18 protein-coding genes are annotated in these 17,181 nt (G+C 71.9%); 15 read left to right on the forward strand and 3 right to left on the reverse strand.

Going from position 1 to position 17,181, the window contains the following annotated elements; genetic code table 11:
• Positions 1-112: 112 nt before the first annotated feature.
• A complete protein-coding gene (locus BN1555_RS06030; RefSeq protein WP_093803223.1) occupies positions 113-508 on the forward strand; it encodes a VOC family protein in 396 nt (131 codons plus the stop codon).
• On the opposite strand, the gene BN1555_RS06035 is transcribed toward BN1555_RS06030, so the two are convergent.
• Positions 448-1,200, reverse strand: coding sequence for a helix-turn-helix domain-containing protein (locus BN1555_RS06035; RefSeq protein WP_176709968.1), 753 nt, complete (start codon positions 1,198-1,200; stop codon positions 448-450). The genes BN1555_RS06030 and BN1555_RS06035 overlap by 61 nt on opposite strands.
• 60 nt (positions 1,201-1,260) lie before the next feature.
• Positions 1,261-2,511, reverse strand: a complete 1,251-nt coding sequence (locus tag BN1555_RS06040; protein ID WP_093798417.1) for a YihY/virulence factor BrkB family protein — start codon at positions 2,509-2,511, stop codon at positions 1,261-1,263.
• A gap of 17 nt (positions 2,512-2,528) precedes the next feature.
• On the opposite strand from BN1555_RS06040, the gene BN1555_RS06045 reads away from it, so the two are divergent.
• From BN1555_RS06045 to BN1555_RS06105, 14 genes are all read left to right on the forward strand, one after another.
• The gene (locus tag BN1555_RS06045) at positions 2,529-4,163 is read left to right on the forward strand and encodes an acyl-CoA dehydrogenase family protein (RefSeq protein WP_093798418.1); all 1,635 of its coding nucleotides are present in this window, start codon (positions 2,529-2,531) and stop codon (positions 4,161-4,163) included.
• A gap of 316 nt (positions 4,164-4,479) precedes the next feature.
• Positions 4,480-5,712, forward strand: coding sequence for a helix-turn-helix domain-containing protein (locus tag BN1555_RS06050; RefSeq protein ID WP_255306372.1), 1,233 nt, complete (start codon positions 4,480-4,482; stop codon positions 5,710-5,712).
• Positions 5,713-5,824: 112 nt separating this feature from the next.
• A complete protein-coding gene (locus BN1555_RS06055; protein ID WP_093798420.1) occupies positions 5,825-6,394 on the forward strand; it encodes a GNAT family N-acetyltransferase in 570 nt (189 codons plus the stop codon).
• 119 nt (positions 6,395-6,513) lie between these two features.
• A complete protein-coding gene (locus BN1555_RS41550) occupies positions 6,514-6,597 on the forward strand; it encodes a putative leader peptide (RefSeq protein ID WP_355250053.1) in 84 nt (27 codons plus the stop codon).
• Positions 6,598-6,788: 191 nt separating this feature from the next.
• Positions 6,789-8,486 carry a nitrite/sulfite reductase gene (locus tag BN1555_RS06060; protein WP_093798421.1) on the forward strand — a complete coding sequence of 566 codons (1,698 nt, stop codon included), beginning with the start codon at positions 6,789-6,791 and terminating at the stop codon, positions 8,484-8,486.
• Complete coding sequence (locus BN1555_RS06065) at positions 8,483-8,662, forward strand: hypothetical protein (protein WP_093798422.1); 180 nt, start codon at positions 8,483-8,485, stop codon at positions 8,660-8,662. The genes BN1555_RS06060 and BN1555_RS06065 overlap by 4 nt, the downstream gene beginning before the upstream one ends.
• Positions 8,659-9,354: a phosphoadenylyl-sulfate reductase gene (locus BN1555_RS06070; RefSeq protein ID WP_093798423.1), complete on the forward strand. Its 696-nt coding sequence runs from the start codon at positions 8,659-8,661 to the stop codon at positions 9,352-9,354. The genes BN1555_RS06065 and BN1555_RS06070 overlap by 4 nt, the downstream gene beginning before the upstream one ends.
• Entirely contained in the window at positions 9,336-9,917 is a 582-nt protein-coding gene (cysC, locus tag BN1555_RS06075) for an adenylyl-sulfate kinase (RefSeq protein WP_176709969.1), read from the forward strand. The genes BN1555_RS06070 and cysC overlap by 19 nt, the downstream gene beginning before the upstream one ends.
• On the forward strand, positions 9,917-10,855 hold the full coding sequence (gene cysD, locus BN1555_RS06080; protein WP_093798425.1) for a sulfate adenylyltransferase subunit CysD: 939 nt from the start codon (positions 9,917-9,919) through the stop codon (positions 10,853-10,855). Before cysC ends, cysD begins: the two co-directional genes overlap by 1 nt.
• A gap of 2 nt (positions 10,856-10,857) precedes the next feature.
• On the forward strand, positions 10,858-12,195 hold the full coding sequence (locus BN1555_RS06085; protein WP_093798426.1) for a sulfate adenylyltransferase subunit 1: 1,338 nt from the start codon (positions 10,858-10,860) through the stop codon (positions 12,193-12,195).
• A gap of 233 nt (positions 12,196-12,428) precedes the next feature.
• Entirely contained in the window at positions 12,429-13,541 is a 1,113-nt protein-coding gene (locus BN1555_RS06090) for an aliphatic sulfonate ABC transporter substrate-binding protein (protein WP_093798427.1), read from the forward strand.
• A 52-nt stretch (positions 13,542-13,593) separates the two neighbouring features.
• On the forward strand, positions 13,594-14,388 hold the full coding sequence (locus BN1555_RS06095; RefSeq protein ID WP_093798428.1) for an ABC transporter ATP-binding protein: 795 nt from the start codon (positions 13,594-13,596) through the stop codon (positions 14,386-14,388).
• Positions 14,375-15,277 (forward strand): ABC transporter permease, encoded by a 903-nt coding sequence (locus BN1555_RS06100; protein WP_093798429.1) that lies wholly within the window; start codon positions 14,375-14,377, stop codon positions 15,275-15,277. The genes BN1555_RS06095 and BN1555_RS06100 overlap by 14 nt, the downstream gene beginning before the upstream one ends.
• On the forward strand, positions 15,277-16,047 hold the full coding sequence (locus tag BN1555_RS06105; RefSeq protein ID WP_093803225.1) for a sirohydrochlorin chelatase: 771 nt from the start codon (positions 15,277-15,279) through the stop codon (positions 16,045-16,047). The genes BN1555_RS06100 and BN1555_RS06105 overlap by 1 nt, the downstream gene beginning before the upstream one ends.
• Positions 16,048-16,126: 79 nt before the next feature.
• Here BN1555_RS06105 and BN1555_RS06110 read toward each other — a convergent pair whose 3' ends face one another.
• Positions 16,127-17,131: a ketopantoate reductase family protein gene (locus BN1555_RS06110; protein ID WP_093798430.1), complete on the reverse strand. Its 1,005-nt coding sequence runs from the start codon at positions 17,129-17,131 to the stop codon at positions 16,127-16,129.
• Positions 17,132-17,181 lie beyond the last annotated feature (50 nt).

Consider the following 17,181-nt stretch of genomic DNA (forward strand, 5'->3'; position numbering starts at 1 on the left):
GCGGAGACGCGTACCGGCGCCGACGGCCGTCCGGACCCTTACGGAGCGATGACGTCCGCCGGTGTCCGATTCCTTCAAGAGCGGGGCCCGGCCGTCCGCCTACGTTGGGTCCATGACTCCACGACTTGATGCCGTCGCGATCGTGACCGCCGACATGGCCGCCTCGCTCGCCTTCTACCGTCTCCTCGGACTGGACGTCCCCGCCGGGGCCGACACCGCCCCGCACGTCGAAGCGACCCTGCCCGGCGGGTTGCGCGTGCTGTGGGACACCGAGGAGACCGTCCGTTCCTTCGACCCGGACTGGACCAGGCCCGAGGGGGGCGGCGACCGGGTCGGCCTCGCCTTCCGGTGCGACGGCCCGGCCGAGGTCGACGCGGTGTACGAGGCCCTGGTCGCCGCCGGACACCGCGGGCACCTCAAGCCCTGGGACGCCGTCTGGGGACAGCGTTACGCGGTGGTGCTGGACCCCGACGGCTGCGGTGTCTCCCTGTTCGCCGACGCCGCGTAGGCGCCCAGCGTCGTCCCGGCCAGGTCGCGCATCTCGCGGGAGAGGTGCGCCTGGTCGGCGCAGCCCGCGGCGAGGGCGGCGTCGGCGAACGGCACGCCGCCGCGCACGAGGGTCAGGGCGCGCTGGAGCCGGAGGATCCTGGCCAGCGTCTTGGGGCCGTACCCGAAGGCCGCCAGTGAGCGGCGGTGCAGTTGCCGGGCGCCGATCCCGGCGGCGTCCGCGGCCGCGGCGACGGTACTGCCCGCGTCCAGCCGGCGGGCGACGGCGCGCAGCACCGGGTCGGGGGGCTCCGTGTCCGCCGCGTGCCGCAGGACCAGGTCCTCCAGCGCGGCCGCCGGGTCGGCCGCGCCCGTGACCGGGCCGGCCAGGGCGCGCACCCGGGCCGCGGACCACAGGTCGGTCAGGGGCACGCGCCGGTCGCGCAGCTCGTGCGCGGGTACACCGAAGAACGCGGGTCCGGCGCCGGGTGCGAACCGCACCCCGTCGTAGCGGGCGCCCGCGCCACCGGGGCCCTCGCCGGGTGAGTGGGCACGGGTGTCGGGCCCCGCGACGTACAGCTCGCCCTCGGTCCGGAGCAGGTCCATGCAGCCGTCCGGCAGGACGGGATGCGCGGGAACGGGAGCGGGGGCGGCGGGCATCGTGCGGGTCCAGACGACGGCGCCGTCGAGCCGGGATGCGCGTTGCGCGTACATGCTTCCCAGCTTAGGGAGTCCCCTTCCCCCGTCCGCCCCTTCCCGCGACCGGGGCTCCGCCTACGGGCGCGGCTGCCGGCTCTCCCTGGTCTCCCATGAGTCACGGGCGTCGTGGGGATCACGGGCGTCGTGGGGGTCACGGGCGTCGTGGGGGTCACGGGCGTCCCGCGCCTCCTGCGGCGGTTCCTTCGCGTCCTTGTCGCGGCCCGTGTGCAGGCGGGACTTCACGTCGTCCGGCGGCAGGAACCTCGACCAGCGCTCCGGGAATTCGGACGGCATGTCCGGGTCGGGTTCGCCCGCCTCGCCCGCCGCCGCGCGCGCCGCTTCCGCCCGCGCGACGACCAACGCCGCCTGGGCCGCACGTACGCGGTCGTTGGCCTCGCGGGCCGCGGCCGTGGCGACCGAGGGCCAGACCCGGTCTATGGCGGCGTTGACCGCCGCGCCCACCAGGACCGCGAAGGCGCAGATGCAGATCCACAGGAGGACGGCGATGGGGGCGGCGAGGGAGCCGTAGATGGTCGGGCCCTCGACGGTGCTGGTCAGGTAGATCCGGAGCAGGAAGCTGCCGAGGACGCACATCGCGAGGGCCATCAGCGCGCCGGGGACGTCCTCGACCCACGGCGAGCGGACGGGCACGGACACGTGGTAGAGCGTCGTGAGGAAGATGACGGACAGCACGATGACCACGGGCCAGTACAGGATGCTGACGACCTCCGTGCCGAACGGCACCAGGTCCACCACCCGGTCGGGGCCGACCACCATCAGCGGCAGCACCACCGCGCCGATCACCAGCGCGATGACGTACAGCAGGAAGGCGAGCAGCCGGGTCTTCACGATGCCGCGGTGGCCGTCGAGGCCGTACATCACCGTGATCGTGTCGATGAAGACGTTGACCGCGCGTGATCCCGACCAGAGCGCGATGCCGAAACCGATGGAGATGATGTCGGGCCTGGCGCCCTGGGTGACGTCGTCGATGAGCGGTTTGGCGAAGTCGTTGACGCCCCGGTCGGACAGGACCGTTTCGGCAGCGGTCAGGATGTTGCGCTCGATCGACGCGACCGTGTCGGTGTTGGTCCAGGCGTCGACGTAACCGAGCAGGCCGATCATGCCGAGCAGCAGGGGCGGCAGGGACAGCAGGGTGAAGAACGCCGCCTCGGCCGCGAGGCCGAGGATGCGGTACTCGATGCACGAGTTGACGGTGTCCTTCAGCAACAGCCAGGCCAGCTTGCGCATGGAGACGTTGCGGTAGAGGACCCTGGCCCGGTGAATCCGGCCGTGGGGCCGCTCGGGTGTTTCTTTTGCTGCCTGCACCTCCTTACCGTAGCGGCATGGCAGCGACCACACACACAGTGACCAACCAGGCTCCGCCGCTGGTGGAGTACGACGTCTTCACCGCCGACCGGGTTCTGTCCGAGGGTGTGGAGCGGCACGTCGCACCCGAACTCGCCGGGGAGGTACGGGAGGAGCTGTCGTGGCTCGGACGCACCGCGGGATCCGCCCGGGTCCAGGAATGGGGGGTGCAGGCCAATGAGAATCCACCGAAACTGCGGACGCACGACCGCTACGGCCACCGGATCGACGAGGTCGAGTTCCACCCGGCCTGGCACCGGCTGCTGGACGAGGCCGTCTCGGCGGGGCTCACGGATGCCTGGGGGCGGCCCGGCGGGCACGTGCGGCGCGCGGCCGGGTTCCTGGTGTGGACGCAGGCGGAGGCGGGACACGGCTGTCCGCTGTCCATGACGCACGCGGCGGTGCCGGCGCTGCGCACCGACCCGGAGCTGGCCGCCGAGTGGGAGCCGCGGCTCACCTCCCATGTGTACGAGGAGGGGCTGCGGGAGCCGTCGCTCAAGGCCGGGGCGCTCTTCGGGATGGGCATGACGGAGAAGCAGGGCGGCAGCGACGTCCGGGCCAACACGACGAGCGCGCAGCCGCTGGCCGGGGAGGGTGAGTACCTGCTCACCGGGCACAAGTGGTTCTGCTCGGCCCCGATGTGCGACGGCTTCCTGGTGCTGGCACAGGCACCGGGCGGGCTGAGCTGCTTCCTGGTGCCGCGGGTCCTGCCGGACGGGACGCGCAATGTGTTCCGGATCCAGCGCCTCAAGGACAAACTGGGCAACAGGTCCAACGCGTCGAGCGAGGTCGAGTTCGACGGGACGTGGGCGCGGCTGGTCGGTGAGGAGGGGCGCGGGGTGCGCACCATCATCGAGATGGTGGCCGCCACCCGGCTCGACTGCGTGGTCGGCTCGGCGGCGCTGATGCGCCAGTCCGTGGTCCAGGCCGCGCACCACGCGGCGTACCGCAGCGCGTTCGGCTCCAAGCTGATCGACAAGCCGCTGATGCGCAACGTACTGGCCGACCTGGCGCTGGAGTCGGAGGCGGCGACCACGCTCGCACTGCGGCTCGCCGCGGCGTACGACAGCGACACCGAGCAGGACCGGGCCTTCCTGCGGCTCGCGGTGCCCGCCGCCAAGTACTGGGTGACGAAACGGTGCACACCGGTCGCGGCGGAGGCGCTGGAGTGCCTGGGCGGCAATGGGTACGTCGAGGAGTCCGGCATGCCGCGGCTGCTCCGCGAGTCGCCGCTCAACTCGATCTGGGAGGGCTCGGGGAACGTGCAGGCCCTGGACGCCCTGCGGGCGCTCCAGCGCGAGCCGCGGGCGCTCGACGCCTTCCTCACCGAGATCGGGCGGGCGCGCGGCGCCGATCACCGCCTCGACGGGGCGATCAAGGACCTGCTGACCGAACTGGCCGACCTGGAGGGCCTGGAGGGGCGGGCGCGCCGCGTCGTCGAGCGGATGGCGCTGGTGCTCCAGGGCTCGCTGCTGGTGCGGTGGGCGCCGCCGGAGGTCGCGGACGCGTTCTGCGCGTCGCGGCTCGGCGGGGACTGGGGCACGGCGTTCGGCACGCTGCCGTACAGCCTCGGCCTCGCGTCGGTCGTGGAGCGGGCGAGAGCGGTGGTCTGACCCGGCGAGCCGCCGGGGGAACGACCCGCCGGGAGCGGGGACCGCCGGAGTGGTGCTGCGCCGACACGGCACCACCCCGGCTGAACTCCTCCACTTTCGTACAGGCAAAGTCCGCGTACGAGAGTTGCAGATCGTTGCAATGTTTGTCCGGACTCACGGACGCGCCCGCCGGCGGCGCGGCACGATGAGGGGTGACCACCTCACACCCAGTGACCCTCACGTGAGCTACGGGGTACGCCCAGTGAAGACCGAACCTCTCGTCCCTCCCGGCCCGGCGCGGCCGGGCGCCCCGCACACCACCGGCCCGGCGCGGCTGCTGCACCGGGGACGGGCCGCCGCTCCCGCCGGCGGGACGCCACGTGGCGCGCCGCGTCCCGTCATCGGCGCGTCCTGGCAGCGCGTGATGCGCATCGGGGTCGACCCGGACCGGGGCACCAGCAGCAAGCCCCTGCCGGCCGGCGAGCTGGAGCACCGGCGCCGGACCACCGTGCTCGGCGAGCTGCTGCCCTCGCTCAGCCAGGGGCTGGTTTCGGTCGCCCGGGCGTCGCAGCAGATCATGGTGGTCACCGACGAGGAGGGCCGGGTGCTGTGGCGCGACGGCGACCGTGCGGTGATGCGCGTGGCCGCCTCCATCTGTCTTGAGGAAGGCGCGGTCTGGAGCGAGGACACGGCGGGCACGAACGGCATCGGCACGGCACTGGAGCTGCGCAGGCCCGTCCAGGTGCACTCCGCCGAGCATTTCGTCCGTACGCTCCACAGCTGGACGTGCGCGGCGGCGCCCGTGCACGATCCGCGGGACGGACGGCTGCTCGGTGTCATCGATGTGAGCGGGGCCGACTCCACGTTCCACCCGGCCACGCTCGCCCTCGTGGAGTCCGTGGCCCGGCTCGCCGAGGCGGAGCTGCGCGAGCGGCACCTCAGGTCCGTCGAGCGCCTGCGGTCGGTGGCGGCGCCGGTCCTGTGCCGGGTGGGCGGCCGGGCGCTGGCGGTGGACCCGCACGGCTGGCTCGCGGCGGTGACCGGGATGCCGCCGGTCGACCGGCTTCCGCTGCCCAAGACGTTCCGGGCCGGGCGCAGGTGGCTGCCTTCGCTGGGGATGTGCGGGGTGGAGCCGTTGCCCGGCGGCTGGCTGGTACGGGTGGAGGAGGAGACGCCGGGGCCGGACGAGGGCGCGGTCAGCCGGGTCGTACTGGACCTGAGCGGCCGGCGGCGTTCCTCGGTGACCGTCTCGGGGGCGGCCGGGCGCTGGACCCACGAGCTCAGTCCCCGGCACGCGGAGCTGCTGTACGTGCTGAGCCTGCACCGGCAGGGGCGCAGCGCCGCCGAACTGGCGGCGGACCTGTTCGGCGACCGGACCCGGACGGTGACAGTACGGGCGGAAATGTCACGGTTGCGGCGGCACTTGGCGCAGGTCCTCGCGCACCGCCCGTACCGCTTCGTGGACGAGGTGGAGGTGGAGGTGGTCCACCCGGACCACCCGACGGACCTGCTGACGCACTCCACGGCGCCGGCGATCACGGCGGCGCGGCGGGTACGGGACCCGGAGTAGGCGCGCTCTGCGGGTGCGCCCTCCACCGCCGGGCGGCCCCGGGGGCGCGGCGCGGCCGTCCCGCGACGGCCCGGCTTCGGCCGGGGCGGAGGCGCGTGGTTCCCTGGGCCGCATGAGCACCGTCACTGTGACCACCTGGTCCCTGGAACAGACCTCGCCCGACGATCTGCGCCCGGCCCCGGCTCCCCCGGGAGACATCCGGATCGTCCGGGCGGAGATCCCCTCCCCCGAGTTCAGCCGCTTCCTCTACACCGCGGTGGGCGGCGACATCAGCTGGTCCGACCGGCTCGGGATGACGTACGGGCAGTGGCAGGCGCTCCTGGACCGGCCCGGGGCCGAGACCTGGGTCGCGTACGAGAACGGCACGCCGGCCGGTTACGTGGAACTGGACCCGCAGGACGAGGGCGTCGTCGAGATCATGTACTTCGGCCTGCTCCCGGCCTTCCGGGGCCGGCGGATCGGCGGGCATCTGCTGTCGTACGGGGCGGCGCGCGCGTGGGATCTCGCGCAGCGGTGGCCCGGCCGGCCGGAGACGAAGCGCGTGTGGCTGCACACGTGCAGCAAGGACGGGCCGCACGCCATGGACAACTACCTGCGCCGCGGGTTCCGGCTCTTCGAGACGAAGACCGCGGAGGAGGAGGAAGCGGACATGACCGGGGCGTGGGGTCCGGACCGCCCCTGAGCCCTCCCGGAGGGCCGGGCGGAGTGACCGACGACACACTGTCTCGTATTTCGGGACAGTGTTGTCCACATTCTGGGCAGTGGTGGACTGGCCCGAGACCCGCGTGACACGCTTCCGTCATGTCTTCAGCTGGAGTTGCCTTGGTGAGTCGGCGGCACGTCGACCTCGGCCGCATGTCCAGCGCCATCTGTCCGGTGGGCTGACAGCACAGCACCGCCGCAGTTTTCAGCCGTCCCCGCCGTCGCGGACGAACCGGCCACCCCGATACGCACGTGATCTCCGCCCACTCGGCGGAGCGCTCCGCTCTGCCGTGTCCGATCGCGTCTTCGCAGGTCAAGGGGTACGGTCGGCGCGATCCGCCACCCCTTGAGCCGCCAGAGAAGGACGAACAACCATGGCCGCCACGCCGGAAAAGCCCGCTGCCGCCACGCCTCGCCGCAAGGCCGGACGCCACCGTGGCGAGGGTCAGTGGGCCGTAGGTCACTTCACCCCCCTCAATGGCAACGAGCAGTTCAAGAAGGACGACGACGGTCTCAATGTGCGGACACGCATTGAGACGATCTACTCCAAGCGGGGATTCGACTCCATCGACCCCAACGACCTGCGCGGACGCATGCGTTGGTGGGGCCTCTACACCCAGCGCCGGCAAGGGATCGACGGCGGCAAGACCGCGATCCTGGAGCCGGAGGAACTGGACGACGAGTACTTCATGCTGCGCGTGCGCATCGACGGCGGGCGTCTGACGACCGAGCAGCTGCGCGTCATCGGTGAGATCTCGCAGGAGTTCGCGCGCGGGACGGCCGACCTCACCGACCGGCAGAACATCCAGTACCACTGGATCCGGATCGAGGACGTACCGGAGATCTGGCGGCGGCTGGAAGAGGTCGGGCTCTCGACGACCGAGGCATGCGGTGACACTCCCCGCGTGATCCTCGGCTCCCCGGTGGCGGGCGTCGCCGAGAACGAGATCATCGACGGCTCCCCCGCCATCGACGAGATCCAGCGCCGCTTCATCGGCAACCCGGACTTCTCGAACCTGCCGCGCAAGTTCAAGGCCGCGGTGTCCGGCTCCCCGCAGCTCGACGTGGCGCACGAGATCAACGACATCGCTTTCGTGGGCGTCAACCACCCCGAGCACGGTCCCGGCTTCGACCTGTGGGTCGGCGGCGGGCTCTCCACCAACCCCAAGCTCGGCGTCCGGCTCGGCGCGTGGGTGCCGGTCGACGAGGTGCCGGACGTGTTCGGCGGCGTCATCGGCATCTTCCGCGACTACGGCTACCGCCGCCTGCGCAACCGCGCCCGGCTGAAGTTCCTCGTCGCCGACTGGGGTCCGGAGAAGTTCCGCCAGGTCCTGGAGGACGAGTACCTCAAGTACAAGCTGGTCGACGGCCCCGCGCCCGAGCAGCCCGCCGGGACCTGGCGCGACCACCTCGGCGTGCACAGGCAGAAGGACGGCCGCTTCTACGTCGGCTTCGCCCCGCGCGTCGGCCGCGTGGACGGCGCCACGCTGACGAAGATCGCGGACCTGGCCGGCGCGCACGGTTCGGGCCGGCTGCGCACCACCGCCGAACAGAAGATGATCGTGCTCGACGTCGAGGAGGCTCAGGTCGAGTCGCTGGTCGCCGGGCTGGAGGCGCTGGACCTGCGGGTCACGCCGTCGCCCTTCCGGCGCGGCACGATGGCCTGCACCGGCATCGAGTTCTGCAAGCTGGCGATCGTCGAGACGAAGGCGCGCGGCGCCTCGCTCATCGACGAACTGGAGCGGCGCATCCCGGAGTTCGACGAGCCCATCACCATCAACATCAACGGCTGCCCGAACGCCTGCGCCCGTATCCAGGTGGCGGACATCGGTCTCAAGGGCCAGCTGGTCCTGGACGGCGAAGGCAACCAGGTCGAGGGCTTCCAGGTGCACCTGGGCGGCGCGCTGGGACTTGAGGCCGGTTTCGGCCGCAAGGTCCGCGGCCTGAAGGTCACCTCGGCCGAGCTGCCCGACTACGTCGAGCGCGTCCTGCTCCGCTTCCAGGAGCAGCGCGAAGACGGTGAGCGCTTCGCGACCTGGGCCGCGCGGGCGAGCGACGGAGACCTGTCGTGAGCGAGCGAGCGGCGCCCTTCTACTGCCCGTACTGCGGCGACGAGGACCTGCGGCCCAGCGAGACGGGGCACGGCGCGTGGGAATGCGCGGCGTGCAACCGCGCCTTCCAGTTGAAGTTCCTCGGGCTCCTCGCCCAGGGAGTTCAGCGCAACGACGGTGGAGGGGACGAGATATGACGATGGTTCAGGAAGACTTCAAAGCACTGGCGGAACAAGCCGGGCGGGACCTCGAAGAGGCCTCCGCCCTGGACATCCTCACGTGGGCCGCCGACACTTTCGGCGACCGCTTCTGCGTAACCTCCTCCATGGAGGACGCCGTCGTCGCCCACCTCGCCTCCCGCGCCAAGCCCGGTGTGGACGTCGTCTTCCTCGACACCGGCTACCACTTCCCGGAGACCATCGGGACGCGGGACGCCGTCGAGGCCGTCATGGACGTCAACGTCATCACCCTCCTGCCCTGGCAGTCCGTCGAGGAGCAGGACGCGGAGTACGGGCCGAAACTGCACGACCGCGACCCCGACCTGTGCTGCGCCCTGCGCAAGGTCAAGCCGCTCGAAGACGGCCTGAAGGGCTACCGCGCCTGGGCGACCGGCCTGCGCCGCGACGAGTCCCCGACCCGGGCGAACACCCCGGTCGTCGGCTGGGACGAGAAGCGCCGGAAGGTCAAGATCTCGCCGATCGCCCGCTGGACACAGGAGGACGTCGAAGCGTACGTCGCCGAGCACGGCGTCCTCACCAACCCACTGCTGATGGACGGTTACGCGTCCGTGGGCTGCGCTCCCTGCACCCGCAGGGTCGAGGCGGGCGAGGACGCCCGCGCCGGCCGCTGGGCGGGGCGCAACAAGACGGAATGCGGGCTGCACGGCTGATGGCAAACGATCAGGAGCAGGAGAAAGACGTGACTGGGGCCACCATCTGGCTCACGGGTCTGCCGAGTGCCGGCAAGACCACCATCGCCTACGAGCTGGCCGGACGGCTGAAGGCCGAGGGCCGCCGTGTCCAGGTGCTGGACGGCGACGAGATCCGCGAGTTCCTCTCGGCGGGCCTCGGCTTCAGCCGCGAGGACCGGTACACCAACGTCCAGCGGATCGGTTACGTCGCGGAACTGCTCGCCCGCAACGGCGTCACCGCCCTGGTGCCGGTGATCGCGCCGTACGCCGACAGCCGTGAGGCCGTCCGCAAGCGCCACCAGGGCAGTGACACGCCCTATCTGGAGGTGCATGTCGCCACGCCGGTGGAGGTGTGTTCCGTACGCGATGTGAAGGGTCTGTACGCCAGGCAGGCGGCCGGTGAGATCTCCGGGCTGACCGGGGTCGACGACCCCTACGAGGCGCCCGCCTCGCCCGACCTGCGCATCGAGTCGCACCGGCAGACCGTGCAGGAGTCCGCAGCCGCGCTGCACGCGCTGCTCACCGAGAGGGGCCTGGCCTGATGACGACGACCTCCGCAACCGTCGGCGAGGGCACCGACAGCCCGTACGCGCTCAGCCACCTGGACGCCCTGGAGTCCGAGGCGGTGCACATCTTCCGCGAGGTGGCGGGCGAGTTCGAGCGGCCGGTGATCCTCTTCTCCGGCGGCAAGGACTCCATCGTGATGCTGCACCTGGCGCTGAAGGCGTTCGCGCCGGCGCCGGTGCCCTTCTCGCTGCTGCACGTCGACACCGGGCACAACTTCCCCGAGGTGCTGGAGTACCGCGACCGCACGGTCGCCGAGCACGGGCTGCGGCTGCACGTGGCCTCGGTGCAGGAGTACATCGACGCCGGGAAGCTGCGCGAGCGGCCCGACGGGACCCGCAACCCGCTGCAGACGGTGCCACTGACCGAGGCCATCCAGCAGCACCGCTTCGACGCGGTGTTCGGCGGCGGGCGGCGCGACGAGGAGAAGGCCCGCGCCAAGGAGCGGGTGTTCTCGCTGCGCGACGAGTTCTCCGCCTGGGACCCGCGCCGCCAGCGCCCCGAGCTGTGGCAGCTCTACAACGGCCGCCACGCGCCCGGCGAGCACGTGCGCGTCTTCCCGCTGTCCAACTGGACCGAGCTGGACGTGTGGCAGTACATCGCCCGCGAGAAGATCGAGCTGCCGGGCATCTACTACGCCCACGAGCGCGAGGTCTTCGCCCGGGGCGGGATGTGGCTGACCGCGGGCGAGTGGGGCGGGCCCAAGGAGCACGAGCGGGTCGAGACACGGCTGATCCGCTACCGCACGGTCGGCGACATGTCCTGCACCGGCGCCGTGGACTCCGACGCCACGACGCTCGAAGCCGTGATCGCCGAGATCGCCGCCTCCCGGCTCACCGAGCGGGGCGCGACCCGCGCCGACGACAAGATGTCCGAGGCCGCCATGGAAGACCGCAAGCGCGAGGGGTACTTCTAACCATGACTGCCGTTACCGGGCTGACCGAGCAACTGTCAGCCACCACCCTGCTGCGCTTCGCGACGGCCGGCTCCGTCGACGACGGCAAGTCCACCCTCGTCGGCCGGCTGCTGCACGATTCGAAGTCCATCCTCACCGACCAGCTGGAGGCCGTCGAGGCGGCGTCCCTCAAGCGCGGCCAGGAGGCGCCGGACCTGGCGCTGCTGACCGACGGCCTGCGCGCCGAGCGCGAGCAGGGCATCACCATCGACGTCGCCTACCGCTACTTCGCCACCACGCGCCGCCGGTTCATCCTGGCCGACACCCCCGGCCACGTGCAGTACACCCGGAACATGGTCACCGGCGCCTCCACCGCCGAGCTGGCCGTCGTCCTGGTCGACGCCCGCAACGGCGTCGTCGAGCAGACCCGCCGGCACGCCGCCGTCGCCGCCCTGCTGCGCGTCCCGCACGTGGTGCTCGCCGTCAACAAGATGGACCTCGTCGACTACGCCGAGCCCGTCTTCGCCGCCATCGCCGAGGAGTTCACGGCGTACGCCGCTTCCCTCGGCGTCCCGGAGATCACCGCGATCCCGATCTCCGCACTGGCCGGCGACAACGTGGTGGAGCCGTCCGCGCACATGGACTGGTACGGCGGCCCCACCGTCCTGGAACACCTGGAGACCGTCCCGGTCAGCCATGACCTGGCCGGCTGCAAGGCCCGCTTCCCCGTCCAGTACGTCATCCGCCCGCAGACCGCGGAGCACCCCGACTACCGGGGTTACGCAGGCCAGATCGCGTCCGGCGCGCTGCGCGTGGGCGAAGCCGTGACGGTCCTCCCGTCGGGCCGTACATCGACGATCACCGGCATCGACGCGCTGGGCGAGCCGGTCGACATCGCGTGGGCGCCGCAGTCGGTGACGGTCACGCTCGCCGACGACCTGGACATCTCGCGCGGCGACCTGATCGCGCCGAGCGGCTCGGCGCCGCGCACCACCCAGGACGTCGAGGCGACGGTCTGCCACGTGGCCGACCAGCCGCTCACCGTCGGCCAGCGCGTGCTGCTCAAGCACACCACGCGCACGGTAAAGGCGATCGTCAAGGAGATTCCGTCCCGGCTGACGCTGGACGACCTGTCCCAGCACGCGGACCCGGGTCAGCTGGTCGCCAACGACATCGGCCGGGTGAAGGTCCGCACCGCCGAGCCGCTCGCGCTCGACGCGTACCGCGACTCGCGCCGCACCGGATCGTTCCTGCTGATCGACCCGGCGGACGGTACGACGCTGGCGGCCGGCATGGCGGGCGACTCGTTCGCCGCCGAGACGGCGAAGACCGTGGCCGACGACGAGGGCTGGGACTTCTGATCATGACTCTCGACATGTACGGACTGTTCGCCAAGGAAGGCGGCCGCGTCGGCAGCGGTTCCCTCGGTGCGGGTATGGGCGGCGTCGCGCGATGTGCCCGGTAGCGTACGCGCCCTGCCTGCGCGCCCTGCCGCACCACTTTCCGCTGTACCGACGAAGACCTGCCGTCTTCCCGGACACGTCCCGCCACAGGTGAGGGACGTGTCTCCGGGCCACCGAGAGGAACACCTCCCGTGCATGCCGCGCGTATCATCCTTCGCCGCAGCCTCGCCGCTGCCGCCGCCCTGCCGCTGCTGATCGGCGCGCTGGGCGCCTGCGGTTACGGCTCGCAGGCCGAGAAGGACGACAAGACCGCGCCCATCGCCAAGGGCGAGAAGATCGGCGGCGTCGACGAGGTCCGGATCGGCTACTTCGCGAACGTCACCCACGCCACCGCCCTGGTCGGCCTGGAGAAGGGCCTCTTCCAGAAGGAACTGGGCGGCACTCAGGTCAAGCCGCAGGTGTTCAACGCGGGGCCCTCGGAGATCGAGGCCCTCAACGCCGGCGCCATCGACATCGGCTGGATCGGCCCCTCCCCCGCGATCAACGGATTCACCAAGTCCCAGGGGCAGAACCTGAGGATCATCTCCGGTTCGGCCTCCGGCGGCGTCTCGTTCGTCGTGAACCCCGAGAAGATCAAGTCCCTGGACGACCTCAAGGGCAAGCGCATCGCCACCCCGCAGCTCGGCAACACCCAGGACGTGGCGCTGCTGAACTACCTGTCGGGCAAGGGGCTGAAGGTCGACCCCAGCACCGGCAAGGGCGACGTCAGCGTCGTGCGCCAGGACAACAAGGAGATCCCGGCCTCCTTCGAGTCCGGCGCGCTGGACGGCGCATGGGTGCCCGAGCCCACCGCGTCCAAGCTCGTCGCGGGCGGCGGCGAGGTGCTGCTCGACGAGAAGAAGCTCTGGAAGGACGGCGAGTTCGTCATCACGAACGTGATCGTCTCCCAGAAGTTCCTCAAGGAGCACCCGGACGTCGTCGAGGCGGTGCTGCGCGGCTCGGTGAAGACCAACGAGTGGATCAAGGCCAACCCGGACGAGGCGAAGGCCGCCGTCAACGCGAAGCTCAAGGCCGACTCCGGCAAGGAACTGCCCGCCGAGGTGCTCGACCCCGCGTTCGAGAACGTCGAGACGACCGACGACCCGCTCGCCACGACGCTGCGGGAAGAGGCCGACCACGCGGTGAAGACCGGTCTCCTCAAGGACCCGGTGCTCGACGGCATCTACGACCTGAGGCTCCTCGACAAGGTGCTGAAGGCCGAGAAGCGGCCGGCCGTCGCGGACGCCGGACTCGGCGCCAAGTAACCGTCCCGTCTGACTCCTTCCGTATCCGGAACGCCCTCAGGAGGTGAGGCTCATGGCCACCACACTCGTCAAGCAGGCCGCCGCGCCCGTAGACACGGCGCAGTACGCCGCACGGATCGACCACGTGTCGAAGTCGTTCGGCCGGCCCGGCGCGCAGCAGCTCGTACTGGACGACATCAGCATCGACGTCGCGCCGGGCGAGTTCGTGACCCTGCTGGGGGCTTCCGGCTGCGGCAAGTCGACCCTGCTCAACCTGGTCGCGGGACTCGACCGCCCGTCCGCCGGCACCATCGACGTGCCGGGCGGCCGGCCCGCCCTGATGTTCCAGGAGCACGCGCTCTTCCCGTGGCTGACCGCGGGGAAGAACATCGAACTGGCCCTGAAGTTGCGGGGCATGGTGAAGTCCGAACGCCGCGACGAGGCCGAGCGGCTGCTCCAGCTGGTGCGGCTCGGCGGGGCGTACGGCAAGCGCGTGCACGAGCTGTCGGGCGGCATGCGCCAGCGGGTCGCGCTGGCCCGTGCGCTCGCGCAGGACAGCAAGCTCCTGCTGATGGACGAGCCGTTCGCGGCACTGGACGCCATCACCCGTGACGTCCTGCACGAAGAGCTCACCCGCATCTGGTCCGAGACCAGCGTCTCGGTCCTCTTCGTCACCCACAACGTCCGCGAGGCCGTCCGCCTCGCCGAGCGCGTGGTGCTGCTGTCGTCCCGGCCGGGACGCATCGCGCGCGAGTGGCGGGTCGGCATCCCGCAACCGCGCCGGATCGAGGATTCCGCGGTCGCCGACCTGTCCGTAGAGATCACCGAACAGCTGCGGGGGGAGATCCGTCGACATGGCCAGCACTGAAACGACCGGCACGCGGGAGACGGCTCCCCAGAACGACCTCGCCGGACTGGAGGCCGGCCTGGACGCGCTGGAGACGAAGCAGTCCGCCGAGCGCGTCGGCCTCGGGCGGATCCTGCTGTCCAAGGTGGTGCCGCCGCTGGTGGCCATCACCCTGGTCGTCACCCTGTGGCAGCTCACCGCGGCCTCCGACCTCAAGCCGGACTACGTGCTGCCGGGCCCGTTGGACGTGTGGCACTCGGTCGAGCAGATGTGGCTCGACGGGACGCTGCTCGGCTACATCTGGACCAGCATCTCGCGCGGCGCCCTCGGTTTCGCCGTCTCCGTCGCCATCGGCACGCCGCTGGGCCTGCTGGTGGCGCGGGTGAAGGTGGTGCGGGCGGCGATCGGGCCGATCCTGTCCGGCCTCCAGTCGCTGCCCTCGGTGGCCTGGGTGCCCGCCGCGATCATCTGGTTCGGGCTGACCGACGCGACCATCTACGCGGTGGTGCTGCTGGGCGCCGTACCGTCGATCGCCAACGGCCTGGTCGCCGGCGTCGACCAGATCCCGCCGCTGTACCTGCGGGCCGGCCGCACCATCGGGGCCACCGGCGTCAACGGCATCCGGCACGTCCTGCTGCCCGCCGCGCTGCCGGGGTACCTGGCCGGTCTCAAGCAGGGGTGGGCGTTCTCGTGGCGCTCGCTGATGGCCGCCGAGCTGATCGCCAACTCGCCGGACCTGGGCACGGGTCTGGGACAGCTGATGGAGAACTTCCGCACGTACAGCGACATGTCCGGCGTGCTGGCGACCATCATCCTGATCCTGATCGTCGGCATCGGCATCGACCTGCTGTTCTTCTCCCCGCTGGAGCGCCGCGTGCTGCGCAGCCGTGGCCTGCTGACCAAGGGCTGATCGCCGTGTCCCGTCGTCCGGTCCTCCTCGTCATAGCCCACGGCAGCCGCGACCCGCGGCACGCCGCGACCGTGCACGCGCTCGTGGCACGCGTGCGGGCGCAGCGGCCTGGGCTGCGTGTGGAGACCGGGTTCCTGGACTTCAACGCCCCGGCGGTACCGCAGGCGCTGGAGCGTCTCGCGGCCGAGGGCGTACAGGACGTGGTGGCCCTGCCCCTCCTCCTGACCCGCGCCTTCCACGCGAAGGCCGACATCCCCGCCGTGCTCCACGAGGCGTCGGCGCGGCTGCCGCGGCTGCGGATCCACCAGGCGGAGGTCCTCGGCCCCTCGCCGCTCCTGCTGACCGCCCTGGAGCGGCGGCTGTACGAAGCCGGGCTCACCCCCGGCGACAGAAGCTCGACCGGGCTCGTCCTGGCCTCGGCGGGCTCCACGGACCCGGAGGCGATCGCAGTGATCGCTGAAATCGCGCGGGAGCTGCGGCACACCGGTTGGTGCGCCGTGCGGCCTGCGTTCGCCTCCGCATCTCTTCCGCGTACCCCGGACGCGGTCCGGCTGCTGCGGGCCGCGCCCGGGGTGCGCCGCGTCGCCGTCGCCCCGTACGTCGTCGCCCCCGGCTTCCTGCCGGACCGGATCGCCCGTGGCGCGCGGGAGTCGGGCGCGGACGTGCTGGGCGAGGTCCTGGGCGCGTCCCCGGAGCTGGCCCGGCTGCTGCTGGCCCGCTACGACGAGGCGCGGGCGCCGGTGCGACGGCTGGCGGCGGTCGGCGCGTGAGGGGGGCAGCCCGCCCTGCGGGCGTGTCCTCCCACGCCGGGCGGGCTGCGTCCGTCCGCTGAGCGGGAGACCCGCCCGCTCAGTCCCCGTCCACCAGCGCCGCCAGTTCCCCGGCCCCCAGCGAGCCCGCCGGCCTGCGCTCGCGCGCGAACGTGTTGGCGATGCGCTGCAACGCCTCGTTCACCGGAGTCGGCACGCCGTGTGCCCTGCCCAGCAGCACGATCTCCCCGTTCAGGTAGTCCGCTTCGATCGTGCCCGTCCCCCGGCTGAGGCTCTGCCAGGACGATCCGCCCCCGCGCTCCGCCCCGTCGAGGGGCTCGAAGGTCATCCGGCCGTCGCGGGCCGCCGCCTGTTCCGCCGGGGGCGCCGCTTCGATGCCCGCGGCTGTCAGCGCCGCCCGCCCCTCCGCGAGGGCGCGCTGGAGGAGCGCCCTCGCCTCGTCGCTCGCGATGACCCCCGAGACCGCCTCGATCGCGTTCGCGAGGTTGCTCAGCAGTTTGGCGTACTTCCACCGCATCACGTCCGTCGCGACCGGTGCCAGGAACCGTGACTTCTCCAGGTCGGCGGCGATCCCCCGGGCCGTGCCGTCGGCGCCCGACGGGTAGCGGCCGAGGTGCAGCACGCCGGAGACCGGCGTGCCGGCGGCGGAGACGGAACCGGGCTCGGTGTGGGTGGCGGGCAGCCAGACGCACATGCCGTAGACGTGGCGGAAGCGGCGCAGCGCGAGGCGTTCGCTCTCGACACCGTTCTGCGCGCAGACGAGCGGCAGCACCTCACCCGCCGTGCCGCCGCCGGCCACCGGGCGCGCGCTCCATGCGTCGAGGGCGTCCGTGCTGTCCTGGGTCTTGACGGAGAGGATCAGCACGTCGTCGGTCCGCAGGAGCGGACCGAGGCCGTCCGGCCCTTGGACCACGGGCAGTCGGTGGACCCGGGTGCCCTCGGGCGTCGTCAGGCGCAGGCCCCCGGCGCGCAGGGCCTCGTAGTGCGCCCCGCGTGCGACGAGTACCACTTCGTGCCCGCCCTCGGCCAACCGCCCGCCGATGGTGCCGCCGACCGCCCCTGCCCCGATGATGATGTAGCGCATGGGCGTGAGCCTGCCACACCCCGCGCGGTGTGTGCAGGGGGCACGGAGTA

The organism is Streptomyces sp. Wb2n-11, assembly GCF_001049855.1.
GTDB lineage: Bacteria > Actinomycetota > Actinomycetes > Streptomycetales > Streptomycetaceae > Streptomyces > Streptomyces altiplanensis.

Coding starts and splice junctions, on each gene's coding strand:
- BN1555_RS06030 (WP_093803223.1), top strand. CDS start 113: ATGACTCCACGACTTGATGCCGTCGCGATCGTGACCGCCGACATGGCC.
- BN1555_RS06035 (WP_176709968.1), bottom strand. CDS start 1,200: ATGTACGCGCAACGCGCATCCCGGCTCGACGGCGCCGTCGTCTGGACC.
- BN1555_RS06045 (WP_093798418.1), top strand. CDS start 2,529: ATGGCAGCGACCACACACACAGTGACCAACCAGGCTCCGCCGCTGGTG.
- BN1555_RS06055 (WP_093798420.1), top strand. CDS start 5,825: ATGAGCACCGTCACTGTGACCACCTGGTCCCTGGAACAGACCTCGCCC.
- BN1555_RS41550 (WP_355250053.1), top strand. CDS start 6,514: ATGTCTTCAGCTGGAGTTGCCTTGGTGAGTCGGCGGCACGTCGACCTC.
- BN1555_RS06060 (WP_093798421.1), top strand. CDS start 6,789: ATGGCCGCCACGCCGGAAAAGCCCGCTGCCGCCACGCCTCGCCGCAAG.
- BN1555_RS06070 (WP_093798423.1), top strand. CDS start 8,659: ATGACGATGGTTCAGGAAGACTTCAAAGCACTGGCGGAACAAGCCGGG.
- cysC (WP_176709969.1), top strand. CDS start 9,336: ATGCGGGCTGCACGGCTGATGGCAAACGATCAGGAGCAGGAGAAAGAC.
- cysD (WP_093798425.1), top strand. CDS start 9,917: ATGACGACGACCTCCGCAACCGTCGGCGAGGGCACCGACAGCCCGTAC.
- BN1555_RS06085 (WP_093798426.1), top strand. CDS start 10,858: ATGACTGCCGTTACCGGGCTGACCGAGCAACTGTCAGCCACCACCCTG.
- BN1555_RS06095 (WP_093798428.1), top strand. CDS start 13,594: ATGGCCACCACACTCGTCAAGCAGGCCGCCGCGCCCGTAGACACGGCG.
- BN1555_RS06100 (WP_093798429.1), top strand. CDS start 14,375: ATGGCCAGCACTGAAACGACCGGCACGCGGGAGACGGCTCCCCAGAAC.
- BN1555_RS06110 (WP_093798430.1), bottom strand. CDS start 17,131: ATGCGCTACATCATCATCGGGGCAGGGGCGGTCGGCGGCACCATCGGC.